The sequence below is a fragment of the Chitinophagales bacterium genome (genome assembly GCA_020636535.1).
Taxonomy (GTDB): domain Bacteria; phylum Bacteroidota; class Bacteroidia; order Chitinophagales; family JADIYW01; genus JADJSS01.
Map to the genome: position 1 here is coordinate 1,575,785 of JACJXT010000011.1, position 13,312 is coordinate 1,589,096.

At 29.5% G+C, this 13,312-nt stretch carries 12 protein-coding genes; 7 read left to right on the forward strand and 5 right to left on the reverse strand.

Annotated features, from left to right (window positions below):
• Positions 1-115: 115 nt before the first annotated feature.
• A complete protein-coding gene (locus H6553_07395; GenBank protein ID MCB9033645.1) occupies positions 116-1,090 on the forward strand; it encodes an IS110 family transposase in 975 nt (324 codons plus the stop codon).
• Between the two features lie 113 nt (positions 1,091-1,203).
• Here the strand turns inward: H6553_07395 and H6553_07400 are convergent, their stop codons facing one another.
• A complete protein-coding gene (locus tag H6553_07400) occupies positions 1,204-1,953 on the reverse strand; it encodes a phosphatase PAP2 family protein (GenBank protein ID MCB9033646.1) in 750 nt (249 codons plus the stop codon).
• Positions 1,954-2,029: 76 nt separating this feature from the next.
• Between H6553_07400 and H6553_07405 the strand changes: the two genes are divergently transcribed.
• On the forward strand, positions 2,030-2,971 hold the full coding sequence (locus tag H6553_07405) for a VWA domain-containing protein (protein MCB9033647.1): 942 nt from the start codon (positions 2,030-2,032) through the stop codon (positions 2,969-2,971).
• A 2-nt stretch (positions 2,972-2,973) separates the two neighbouring features.
• Here the strand turns inward: H6553_07405 and H6553_07410 are convergent, their stop codons facing one another.
• Together H6553_07410 and H6553_07415 are read right to left on the reverse strand one after the other, a co-directional pair.
• On the reverse strand, positions 2,974-4,020 hold the full coding sequence (locus tag H6553_07410; protein ID MCB9033648.1) for a Rieske (2Fe-2S) protein: 1,047 nt from the start codon (positions 4,018-4,020) through the stop codon (positions 2,974-2,976).
• A gap of 140 nt (positions 4,021-4,160) precedes the next feature.
• Positions 4,161-4,631, reverse strand: coding sequence for a 23S rRNA (pseudouridine(1915)-N(3))-methyltransferase RlmH (locus H6553_07415; GenBank protein MCB9033649.1), 471 nt, complete (start codon positions 4,629-4,631; stop codon positions 4,161-4,163).
• A gap of 63 nt (positions 4,632-4,694) precedes the next feature.
• On the opposite strand from H6553_07415, the gene H6553_07420 reads away from it, so the two are divergent.
• From H6553_07420 to H6553_07435, 4 genes are all read left to right on the forward strand, one after another.
• Complete coding sequence (locus H6553_07420; protein MCB9033650.1) at positions 4,695-5,159, forward strand: hypothetical protein; 465 nt, start codon at positions 4,695-4,697, stop codon at positions 5,157-5,159.
• An 11-nt stretch (positions 5,160-5,170) separates the two neighbouring features.
• Positions 5,171-5,569: a flotillin-like FloA family protein gene (locus tag H6553_07425; GenBank protein ID MCB9033651.1), complete on the forward strand. Its 399-nt coding sequence runs from the start codon at positions 5,171-5,173 to the stop codon at positions 5,567-5,569.
• Between the two features lie 10 nt (positions 5,570-5,579).
• Complete coding sequence (gene floA / locus H6553_07430; protein ID MCB9033652.1) at positions 5,580-6,566, forward strand: flotillin-like protein FloA; 987 nt, start codon at positions 5,580-5,582, stop codon at positions 6,564-6,566.
• Between the two features lie 161 nt (positions 6,567-6,727).
• Entirely contained in the window at positions 6,728-9,580 is a 2,853-nt protein-coding gene (locus H6553_07435; protein ID MCB9033653.1) for a gliding motility-associated C-terminal domain-containing protein, read from the forward strand.
• A gap of 450 nt (positions 9,581-10,030) precedes the next feature.
• Here H6553_07435 and H6553_07440 read toward each other — a convergent pair whose 3' ends face one another.
• The gene (locus tag H6553_07440; protein MCB9033654.1) at positions 10,031-10,699 is read right to left on the reverse strand and encodes a deoxynucleoside kinase; all 669 of its coding nucleotides are present in this window, start codon (positions 10,697-10,699) and stop codon (positions 10,031-10,033) included.
• The gene (gene folK, locus H6553_07445) at positions 10,699-11,184 is read right to left on the reverse strand and encodes a 2-amino-4-hydroxy-6-hydroxymethyldihydropteridine diphosphokinase (GenBank protein ID MCB9033655.1); all 486 of its coding nucleotides are present in this window, start codon (positions 11,182-11,184) and stop codon (positions 10,699-10,701) included. Before folK ends, H6553_07440 begins: the two co-directional genes overlap by 1 nt.
• Positions 11,185-11,244: 60 nt before the next feature.
• Here folK and sppA point away from each other — a divergent pair, with 60 nt between their 5' ends.
• A complete protein-coding gene (sppA, locus tag H6553_07450) occupies positions 11,245-13,029 on the forward strand; it encodes a signal peptide peptidase SppA (protein ID MCB9033656.1) in 1,785 nt (594 codons plus the stop codon).
• Positions 13,030-13,312 lie beyond the last annotated feature (283 nt).

Here is a 13,312-nt window from a genome sequence, read left to right on the forward strand (position 1 = left end):
GCAATGTTAATCCCTTTACCCATTACTACAAAAACTTGAACAGAACATTAAGCATAAAGCTTGTATTAAGGATAGATAAGTTAGTGTAGTATTACTTTTCACAAAAAACAATATTATGAGTAAAGTTATAGGAATTGACATTAGTAAACAAACATTTGATGTAGCATTATTAGACAGCAAAACTAGTAAATGGCAACATCATGTATTAGAAAACAACAAACTTGGATTTAAAAAGTTATGTAAGTTTATTTCAGAACAGAGTCATGTTGTAATGGAAGCAAGTGGCAGTTATTATCTACAATTAGCTTTGTATTTAGAAATGAATAATATAAAAGTAAGTGTAGTAAATCCTTTGGTTATAAGAAGATACAGTCAAATGAAACTTCAAAGAGCAAAGACAGATAAGAAAGACGCACAAACCATAGCAATGTATGGTATAGAACAAAATCCAGAGTTATGGCAATCTCAAGATAAAGAAGTAATGGAGTTAAAACAACTATATTCCACAATAGAGTTATTAAGTAAACAAGTAAGTCAGACACAACATCAGTTAGAAGCACATACGAGCAGTGGTATACTAAGTTCATCATTAAAGCAAGAACTAAATCAACATATAAAAACCCTAAAAAGAAGAAAAGAAAAATTAGAAACAAGATTTAGATTATTATCAGAACAAACATACGGAGACACTCTAGAGCGTTTAGCAACAATACCAGGTATAGGTAAAAAAACAGCCGTCATGTTAACTGTAATTACCAATAATTTTAAAAAATTTGATAATTATAGACAGTTAATTGCATATGTAGGACTAAGTCCGAGAAAGTATGAATCAGGAACAAGTGTGCGAGGCAGAGGACATATTTGTAAAATGGGACAATCGCAAATAAGGAAGTTATTGTATATGTGTAGTTGGTCAGCCAAGAAACTAAATAAAGCATGTATAGCAATGTATGAAAGATTAATTGCCAAAGGCAAAGCAGAAAGAGTAGTAAAAATAGCAATAGCTAATAAGTTATTAAAACAAGCCTTTGCAATAGCAAAAAATAAAGAAGTATATAATGAAAATTTTATGCAAAAAGTTTGTTTTTAAGCACAGAACATTGTGAATTTTTGAGGTTCCGTAGCTACGGAAGAAAAAAATGTGGCAATCTTAAACTACAATAGATTGCTTCGTAATATTTTTCCATACAACGACTACAAATTTCAATCCTTCTTCTGTTTAATCTTATGTAACTGCGGAATACCAATGCCAATAGCACTTCCAATAGCATAACCAACAATAACATCAGTAAAAAAATGTTTGCCAGCACCATATCTACACAAACCAGTTATTGCAGGAATAATGGCAGCTCCTGTCCACATTAAAGGTTTCCACTTCGAATCAGGATGATAATCGGCATAAACCTTTGCTACAAAAAAAGTACTCGCTGCACTTATACTGGTATGTCCAGAAAAAAATGAAGCAGTAGCATTACTACTTACTTTCTGCTCAATTGGTAAATCTGGATTATACACATAAGGTCGTTTTCGTTTTACAGTTAACTTAGTTAATGAAGTTAAAGTCGTTGTCAAAGCAAATGTCTCAATCCACATAGGTAAAATATATTTCCAATCTTGTCTTACCTTTTTATCTGCAAATAAAAGAGCAGGACTCACCATTGATGCGTACTGAAAAACATCACTACTAACTTCAGCTTTATGATTGTATCTATAAACAGCAGAACGATCAAATTTATTAATGTCTGAAATTTTTAAAGCATTAATTTCATCATAGCTCAATGGTTTTGCTTTTTTTTGTAAGATGAAAGACGGAATAGCAGTACCAATAGTCAATGTAGCAACAGGAATATCTACACCTAATTTAAATTTATAAACTTCCGATTCATGCTTTTGTGCAAAAGTAAAGTGTTGAAGCGTAATTAAGCTAAAGAGTAGTAGTATAAATTGTTTCATATTTCAAATGTAGCATAAATTTTGTAGTATTCTTTTTGATTTGAAATTTTTATTCTATAAATTAGATGATAGAAATATGAATAAAATCTTTACACTCTTCTTTTGTTTGATACTAACTTCTTTATCATTTGCAACAAGCAATATAATAAAAGGTTATATTAAAGATACAGATACAAAAAAAGCTATAGCTAATGTTACTATAGAACTTGATTTTAGTGGACAACAATATTTTGCACTTACAGATTCTAATGGTTTTTACCAAATAGAAACTACAGTTCAATATATAGACGACAATTATCCAATTAGAGTAAGTCATAAAGATTACTACGAATTAATTGGATTTATAAAAGTAGCTGCAGTTACCAATCGTAGTTTTTCATTAAAAAGTAAAACGGTAATTGAAGAAAAAATACTAGATACTATGCCTATTGCCATAGTAAAGGAAGAAGCGTTAGAAGGTTTTGCAGATAATAACTGGGTAATGCTACTCGATGTTTCTTCATCGATGAATGAAACCAACAAAATGCCGTTTTTAAAATCTGGTTTAAAAGATATTGTTAATCTATTTAGAAAAGAAGACAAAGTAGCCATACTTACATTCTCTACAGCTACTAAAGAAATATTGCCATCTACTACAGGAACAGAGAAAACTAAAATTCTAAATGCAATAGACAATATAAAAGTAGGCGGACAATCGCAAGGTGCTAGTGCTTTTGATAATGCATTTCAAACAGCCAAACAAAATTACATTAATGGTGGAAGTAACAGAATTATTATTTGTACTGATGGCATGTTTACTTCAGGAAAAAAAGAATATGCCAATATATTAAAAGTCATTAACAAATATTTACAAGACGATATACACTGTTCTATATTTTTATTTGGAGAACCAACACCATATGTGCAATCCAATATAGAACAATTAGCAATAGCAGGTGGTGGTAACTTTGCCATTATTAACTCAACCGAAACAGCTAAAACAGCATTCTTAAAAGAAGCCAAAGCAGTGAAAAAGTAATCTTACTGCTTAGCAGCTAATGCATTTGGATATAAATCTGGTTGCAAAGAATCTTCGTAGTAAAATTGGTGTGCATACATTCTATATTGTGCTACTGGACCATCGCCTTTGGCTAATAATGGTGGATCTATATATATCTTGTTTTGCCAAATTTTAAAATCCTGACTCACATCATGACAATAACCTTTAAAGGTATTTTTATGTATAATTTTTGTAACTAATGGCTTAGGTAAAAGAGATAATAGTGGCGTTATTTTACTTGGATGAGCTATATTTTTTATAGCAGCACCAATGCGTAATTTTATTTTTCCTGCTGCAGTTGGTGTAGACAAAACCAAATGTCTGGTTTCTATTTCAAAAGGAGACACCATTGTTTGCACAAAAGAATAACCTAAACCATGAACATGAACATTAAACTCAGTTCTAATATCTGTTTGTTTAAACAAGAAATCGCCAATTCTAGTCATACCATATTTTGCTTGTAAATAAGGACCATTATGACTCATTTCGCTAATAGTCGCTACATCTTTATAACCATGCACTATTCCAAAATGTCCAATATCAACACTATTTTCAGAAGTCTCTTGTGGATGAGAGTTTAAATCATATTCAGCAAACAAAAAATCTGTCCAACCATTCATAGCAATTGTTGGTGTTTCAAAACTTGGAGCATTGCCTTTTTCATCAAACCATGCTAAAATCAAATTATTTTTTTCATCAGATGGAAATATAGGCAATTTTAACTTAGAAGATGGTTTGCTATCATAACCAGTTTTAGTACAATTTCCTTCGTGATTAAAACAAAAATGATGAAACGGACATTTAATCGTTTCGCCTTCTACAGTTCCACCATAACCAAAATGTCCACCCATATGCGGACAATATGCTTCTGCAACAACAGCTTTTCCGCTTTCTGTTCTATAAATTACAATTTCTTTTCCTACAAATTGTCTAGTAATAATTTCACCTTGCTTTAATTCCTCGCTTAATGCTACCACATACCAACCATTCGGAAATGGTTTTAATGGTATTTTCTTATAAACAGCCATAGTTTTATTTTTTAGTTAATAGCTAGTTTTGCAAGTATATAAAATATTGGTCTAATAAATAAACAATCTATTTTACCAGTTTGTTATTTAGAACATTTTCTGCTAAATGATTTGAGTTGATATAATATACAAACTAACTATCAATCATTATGATATGGAAAGTTATGGATAATGCTATATGCTCTATATAGTTGTTCTAGAAAAATAACTCTTGCCAATTGGTGAGAAAAGGTCATATTCGATAAAGAAAGCAATGCATTAGCTTTTTGTTTTAAAGTGTCATCAAATCCAAAAGCACCACCAATAATAAAAACGAGTCTTTTTATACTGCCAATATTTTGTTTATTCACTATAAACTCAGCAAATTGTCTACTATTATATTGCTTGCCATGTTCATCTAATAACACAATATAATCATCTACTTTAATCTGATAAATAAATTGTTCTGCTTCCTTTTGTTTTAAAACTGTTGCATCTTTTACAGATTTTACATCATTAAATAATCGATGCTCTACTTTAGTAAAATAGTTTACTTTTTTCAAATAAGTTTGTACACCAGCTTCAATAAATTTCTCATTGTGCTTACCAATCCACCAAATTTCTACTTTCATAAATTATCAACAAAGTTAATTATTTTCAAAAAAAATAATATCTTGTAACAATTATCAAAAACTATGTCGCCATTACTTATTGTTATAGCTATTTTATTATTTGGAACACTTTTATTTATTGCAGAAGTTTTTTTGATGCCAAGTTTTATATTAGGAAAAATTGGTTTTGTAGTAACAATAGTAGGTTTGGCATTTGCTTTTTATGAATTAGGAATTTTATACGGAAGCATTTGTGTTATTGCAGCAATTGTTATAAATGGTGTGTTGCTATACATTGGTGCCGATAGAATTTCTGAAAGTAAGATGGCAGTACAGACTGTAGTAGATGGTAAGGTAAACGAGTTTGTTGATTTTGGATTGAAAGTAGGCGATATTGGAATAACGCTTACCGACTTAAGACCAGAAGGAAAAGCAATATTTGGAGACAATAGAGTAAGTGTATGGTCGTTTAATGAATTTATTAGTGCAGATAAAAATATAAATATAGTTCAAATAAAAGACAATAAAATTTTTGTAAAAGAAGCTTAAATTTTCATGTTATGGATAAAACAACAATTTGGGCAATAATTTTATTAGTATTAATAATTTTTTTAGTAAGGAAGTTAATGCCTTATATTAGTATATGGCTTTCTGCAAAATTATCTGAAGTTAATATTGACTTTTTGCAACTACTCTTTATGAGATTGAGAAATGTACCACCAAAGATAATAGTAGACAGTATGATTACAGCACACAAAGCTGGAATTCCTGTAAATAGAGATGAACTAGAAGCGCACTATTTAGCTGGTGGTAATGTTACAGATGTAGTAAGAGCTTTAATTTATGCAAAAAGAGCAAATATTCCTCTAGAGTTTAAAGAAGCTACTACGATAGATTTAAAAGATGGAGATATTTTAACTTATGTAGAAAAATTAATTTTAAGTAAAAAACAAATATAAATATTTAATTATGACAACTTTAATGACCGTTTTGGCAATTATTCTAGTGGTATTCGTAATTATTTTTGTAATGCTGTTTATGCGTTACATTAGTATGTGGATTTCCGCAAAACTTTCTAATGTAAATATTGGATTTTTTCAACTCTTCTTTATGCAGTTGAGAAATGTGCCACCAAGAATAATCGTAGACAGTATGATTACAGCACACAAAGCTGGAATTCCTGTAAATAGAGATGAACTAGAAGCGCACTACTTAGCTGGTGGTAGAGTAAGTAATGTAGTAAAAGCACTAATTTCTGCCGATAAAGCAAACATTCCACTCAACTTTAAAGAAGCTACCGCAATAGATTTAGCTGGTAGAGATGTGTTTGAAGCAGTGCAGTTATCTGTAAATCCAAAAGTAATTGAATCACCACCAGTAACTGCAGTAGCCAAAGATGGTATTCAGCTAATTGCAAAAGCAAGAGTAACAGTAAGAGCAAATATTCGTCAGCTAGTTGGTGGTGCAGGAGAGGAAACCATTTTAGCAAGAGTTGGTGAAGGTATTGTTACGAGTATTGGTAGCTCTGTAGACCATAAGCAAGTACTAGAAAATCCAGATTCTATTTCTAAAGTAGTACTTAATAAAGGTTTGGATAGTGGAACAGCTTTCGAAATCTTATCTATTGATATTGCAGATATTGATATAGGTAAGAATATTGGAGCTATCTTACAAATGGATCAAGCTAATGCAGATAAAAATGTATCACAAGCAAAAGCAGAAGAAAGAAGAGCAATGGCAATTGCACAAGAGCATGAAATGAAAGCGAAAGCACAAGAAGCAAGAGCCAAAGTAATTTTAGCAGAAGCAGATATTCCATTGGCTATTGCAGAAGCATTTAGAAGTGGTAATTTAGGGATAATGGATTATTACAAACTTCAGAATATACAAGCAGATACTAAAATGCGAGATAATATTGCAGGCGAAGACGACAAACCAGACAATACGAAGAAATAGTTAAATGACTCAAAAATTAAACAGCATCTTTTAGGTGCTGTTTTTTTATGATTAAGATAATCTTGTAAAAAAATATTTATATACCTTGATATATTAAAACCACCAAAATACATTTGCAAGTATAAAAAAATACAGTATATTTATACAGCAAAACTAATGCTTTGAAAAAATACCTTTTAATACTACTCTTCCTTTGGCAATTCACTTCTCTTGCAGATAATTGTATTCCAAGCTTCACTACCATTACTATAACCAGACAATCTGAATTAGATTCTTTTCCAATTAATTATCCAAATTGTACAAGAGTTGAAGGTACTTTGAATATTAGAGGAAGTGATATTGTCAACTTAAATGGATTGAATAACTTAACTTATATTTATGGATTAGGTATTACTAATGCAAGTATTCAGAACTTAACAGGTTTAGATAATATAGATACTTTAGTAAGTATAAAAATTAATGATTGTCAAAATTTTATCTCATTTTTAGGACTTGAAGGTCTATTAAATTCTTCAAGCATTAGTGTTTATAATTGTGATAAATTAATTCATTTCAATATTTTATTTAATAGTATTAAAAATTTGACAACATTAAAAGTGAGTGATTGCGATTTATTTGTGAATTTTAAAGGATTAGACTCATTGACCTCCGTTATATATTTAGATATAGGAGGTAACGAAGGTTTAATCAACTTTGAAGGATTAGAAAGTCTAATATGGGCAGATAATTTTAGTGTCAGATATAATAAGTCTTTGATTAGCTTTTATGGATTAAAACAATTTAAGAAAGTATCTACTTCATTTAGTATTGATGAAAATGATGCTTTAATGGATTTTATTGGCTTGGATAGTATAAATTATATATGGTCATTAAATATTAAAGGCAATGATAATATAGTTAATCTAAATGGACTTCAATCTCTAAGATATTTAAATAACTTACATGTAAATTATAATAAAAAAATAAAAAATTTTATAGGTTTGGATTCTATCACTAAATTATATCAATCTTGTTATATTGGATATAATGATAATTTACAAAACTTTATTGGCTTACATAATATTAAGAGTTTTCCTTTTCTAAATATTAATAATAATAATAAGCTGTCAAATCTTTTCGGACTTAGTAGTGTTGAGTATACTTATGGACTATCTATACATAATAATGATAACTTAGTTAGTTTAGTAGGGATAGAAAGTTTAAAAGAAGCATATTCTTTAGTTCAAATTACTCATAATGATAAATTAAAAATACTAAAAGGATTACAGAATTTAAAAAAAATTAATGATTTAAATATATCTAATAATAGTTGTTTAGCAACTATACAACACCTAAATAATTCCTTAAAAACAGATGGTGATTTATACATCCAAGGCAACCCAAACTTAAACTGTTGTAAAGTGGTAGATAATATACTACAAAACAATCCAAATATTACAGTCAATATTAGCAACAATGCACCAGATTGTAGTAGTTTAACAGCTATACAAAATGCACCTAATAATTGCGTACCAAATCTCAACTACTGTTGTTATAATCAATTCGTAACACAATACGATACTATTTGCAAAGGTGATACTTACATTTTACCAAGCGGAAAAGTGGTTAGAACTACAGGAACTTATCAAGATACTTTTCCTATTGGCAACTGCGATAGCTTTATTACTACTTATCTTACTGTAGTACAAGGTGCTTTAACACAAAAAACTATTTCATTATGCACTGGAGATGCATTTGTACTCAGCAACGGACAAGCTATTACTACTAATGGTATTTATAATGACACTATTTGGCATTTTAACAACTGTGATAGTATTGTACAGTATCAAATTTCGTTTGGCAATGCTATCAATCCCAATCCAATAAATATTTCTATTTGTCATGGAAGTGACTATACACTACACAATGGTCAAGTTGTTACTACAGCAGGAAATTATCAAGACACCATAAAAAATGGCAGTGTAAAAGGTTGCGATAGTATTTTTACTATTCAACTAAGCATACAACCAATTATTCAACAAACAGTTAATGCTACTATTTGTAGTGGAACTTCCTACAAATTACCAAACGGGAATACTACAAACATAGCAGGTATCTACTACGATACAGTCAAAACATTACTAGCATGCGATAGTTTAGTGATTACGAATCTAAGTGTGGTTGGCTTACAAACTAAATCGCAAAATATTAGTTTATGTCAAGGTCAAACACTTAAAATTAATAATAATATATATAACACTTCAGGTCAATATATCGATACAATAAAAAGTATCAATGCTTGTGATACTGTGCTAACAACAAATCTAACTATAAATGCATATCCAATAGTTAATTTGGGTGCAGACAAAACCATTTGTCAAGGCGATGTAATTACACTTAATGCAGGAAACAGTACATCTAACATTATTTGGAATACAGGAAGTACTAGTGCAACTATTCAAGTCAGTACTAAAGGAACTTACACTGTTAATGTTACGAGCAACAATTGTACTACAAAAGATACAATTAATATTGTGGTAGAAGATTTATTTTTTGTTGATTTAGGCAATGACCAAGGATTGTGTCCAGAAAAACCAATTGAGTTAATTGTAAACCATAGCAATGCACAATACATTTGGCAAGATGGAAGTACCAATCAAAATTATATAGTAAACGATACAGGAATTTATCATGTTACGGTTACTACTAACTGTAATTCAAGTTCAGATACAGTAAATATATATTCAACTATCTGCGATTGCGAATTTCAAATTCCAAATGCATTTACACCAAATAATGATGGCACTAACGATTTCTTTGGTGTAGTTAATGATTGTGGTAAAGTGAGCAACTTTCAATTACAAATTTTCAATAGGTGGGGAGAGTTGCTGTTTGTTTCAAATGATGAGAAAGTAAAATGGAATGGCGATTATAAAAATCAAACACAACCAGTGGACGACTATGTTTTTATTTTACAGTACATACAAAACAACAATAACTACTTTAAAAAAGGTACATTTTCTTTACTAAAATAACCATTCAACAAAGAAGTAATAACATGAGTTTGTTTTTAAAACACCCAAAAATATTATAAGTATTTGATTTATATTTTACTAGTTGCATACATTAGTAACTTAATAAGTGCGTAGCACTTCAACCTTATTAGAAATAATCCCAAATTACGCATTAGACTTTGTCATGAGAGAAAATTATACAAAATATTTACAAAGCACGGAATTTTTTTCACGGAAATGTAGTTTTAGCTACATTGAGTATAAAAAAATGAGTACTGAAGTAAATATAAAGTAGAATTTTTTCGGAATAAATTTCTAATGCGTAATTTGGGATAATAGGAAATTTATAAAATACAGCGTAGCTGTATCACCTTTAAGTTCTGTTTAAATAAAATTGTTGATAAACAGTATTTTATAATAACTCTTAAACCGAATTCAGGTTAATACCTAATAACAAATATCTATAGACAACTAATCATTCAAAGGCAATTCGTCGAGTTTGTCTTCTCCTAGTTTTATGAAATTCATACCTAGTTTAAACTCTCTGTCAAACAGCTTTTTTAGTTGTTCGTAAGCAAAAATATTGTGTTTCCAATCAATGTTATTAACATCAACAATAACAAATTTATTTTCTGGATTTTGTTTAAAATAATCAAAGTACATGCGTTCTATTCTATTCAAATACACTTTAGAAATATTTTGCTCGTAAGGTCTGCCTCGCTTTTTAATATTCTTTAATAAATTATCAGTGTTGCAGTGCAAATAGAAAATAATATCTGGTTGTGGAATTTTTTGATATATTAAATTAAAAAACTGATGATATAATTTATATTCTTGTTTACTTAAATTAACCTTTGCAAACAACAAACATTTTTTTAGCATATAATCAGTAATGGTAAATTGCGAAAAAATATTTGGCAAACTAAACAATTGTGTTAATTGCTGATAGCGTTCTATTAAAAACGACATTTCTAACTGCAAGGCATACTGACTTTGATTTTCGTAGAACTTACTTAAAAAAGGATTGTTGTCAAACGACTCTAAAATGAGTTGTCCGCCATACTCTTCCGACAACAAATGAGCAAGTGTTGTCTTTCCAGCACCAATATTTCCTTCAATCGTAATGTAGTTGTAAAGCATTATTGCTCAAAAATACTCACTTTCAATGTATCTTCACAATTAATCAGTATATCTTTAATCTTAACTTTTAGTATAGGATGTTCATAATCAGCCGCAATTTCATTTAAAGGAATTAAAGTAAATTGTCGCAAATGCATTCTTGGATGTGGAATTTGCAATTGTTTGGTCTGAAATACAATATCATTATATAATAAAATATCTATATCAATAACTCTGTTGGCTAATAAATTTTTGTGTTTTCTTCCTAATTGTTTTTCTATTTTTTTCAATCGATTTAATAATTGAAACGGACTCAAAAAAGTATCTATTACTACAACTTGATTTAAATATTTTGGCTGATGCAATTTTCCCCAAGCTGCTGTTTCATATATTGAAGATGCTTGTTGAATAGTACCACATCGTGCTTGTATCAACTGAATTGCTGCATTCAAATATAATTTTCTATTACCTAAATTGCTACCTAACAATAAAAATGCATGATTAATAATCATAATAATTCAATTATAACAACTATTTTTGTATCTATCACAAAATAAAAGATAAAGATGAAACAATTTTTCAAAATATTATTTGGTTCTTGCTTAGGAACAATTTTAGCATTAATAATAATCATATTATTTTTCATGTCTTTTGGAATTGGAAAAAGCAGTAAAAAAGCACCAAAAGTACAAGCCAACTCTATACTACATTTAAAAATTGAAGGCGAAGTTACTGACAGAACTTATGAGAATCCGTTTTCTAATTACAATGCTATGGGCTTATTTTCTGTAGGACCAAATACTACTGGTTTGTTTGATATTTTAAAAGCATTAGAAACAGCCAAAGCAGATAAAAACATCAAAGCTATTTTATTAGAAGTAGATGCAATGTCTATTGGTTTTAGTAGCTTAAATCAGTTGATGAAAGGAATTGAAGATTTCAAAAAGTCTAAAAAATTAGTGTATTTGTATAGCGACATGCCAACACAAAAAACTTTTTTACTAGCATCAGTTGCAGATAAAGCAGTAATTAATCCAGTTGCAAGTTGTGAGTTTGATGGTTTGGCTTTTGAGACGATGTACTATACTGGTTTGTTTGAAAAAGCAGGCATTGAACCTTTGATTTTTTATGCAGGCGAGTTTAAAAGTGCTACAGAATCATATCGTTTAAAACAAATGAGTGAACCAAATAGGTTACAATTAACAGAATTATTAAATGACTTATACGATAGTTACTTAACTAATTTATCTAACAAAAGAAAAATAGATAAAGCAACTTTAAAGCAGTTAGCAGATAATTTATCAGTTACATTAGCCGAAGATGCTTTAAAATATGGTTTGATTGATGCTTTGCAATACAGAGATGATTTTTATAACGACATCAAGAAAAAAATGGGTTATAAACCAAGCGAAAAAGTTAATTTAATTAGTTATAATCAATATCATAAAATAAATAAAGTGTTAGAAAGTCCAACTAGCGACCAACAAATTGCTGTAGTGTTTGCAGAAGGTACTATTTTAGATGGCGAGCAAGAACAAGGTAGTGTTGGTAGTATCACTTATTTAAATCTTTTAACAGATATTCAAGACAAAGTAAGAGATAAAAAAATTAAAGCACTAGTTTTACGTGTCAACTCACCAGGTGGAAGTGCTTTTGCGTCTGAACAAATTTGGCATAAGCTACTGGAAATTAAAAAAGATATACCAATTGTTGTTTCTTTTGGCGATTATGCAGCAAGTGGTGGTTATTATATTTCGTGTGCTAGCGACAAAATTTTTGCAGAAGAAAATACCATTACTGGTTCCATTGGTGCATACTCAATGTTGTTTAATGTAGAAGATTTACTCAATAAAAAATTAGGCATTACTACAGATGAAGTAAAAACAAATTCATATTCAGACTATATATCTTTCACTAGAGATTGGAGCGAAAAGGAAAAACAAACCATGCAAAGAAGCATTGATGTATTGTATACAAGATTTAAGAAAAGAGTAGCAGACTGCAGAAAATTAGACAGTACTACAGTAAGCAATATTGCAAAAGGTAGAGTGTACAGTGGTGTTGATGCTAAAGCAATTGGTTTGGTAGATGCTATTGGTACATTACAAGATGCAGTAAATGAAGCTAAAAAAATAGCAAAAATGGAAAATTATACTGTAAAATTTTATCCAGAAGACAAAGACCCAATGGATTTTATTTTAAGTTCTTTTATGAAAAATGAAGACAAAGAAGACAATATTATGATTAATAAACTAAGCAAAACATTTCCTAACATAAAAGAAGTTTATCAGCTAAAAGACTTAGAATCACCACAATACAGATTGCCATATAGTTTAAATATAAAATATTGAGATAAGCTAGATTGAGCCATTATAACATACTATAGAAATAATGCTAATAGAATTGTAGTAAAGTAATTTATGTACATTTGATTCTCATTCCAAAAAAATCGTACTATAATAAAGTAATATATTGGTAGTGTCCCAATTAGTATGTCTGTGTGATGAAGGTTTTTCCACTGTTAACTTTATCATATTAGACCTCTTGTATAATAGATTTTAGGTATACATTTTCTTGCTTTTTTTACTTCATAGCAGAAGTCTCTCGTAAGAGAACGCTGCAATAAGTTTAAAT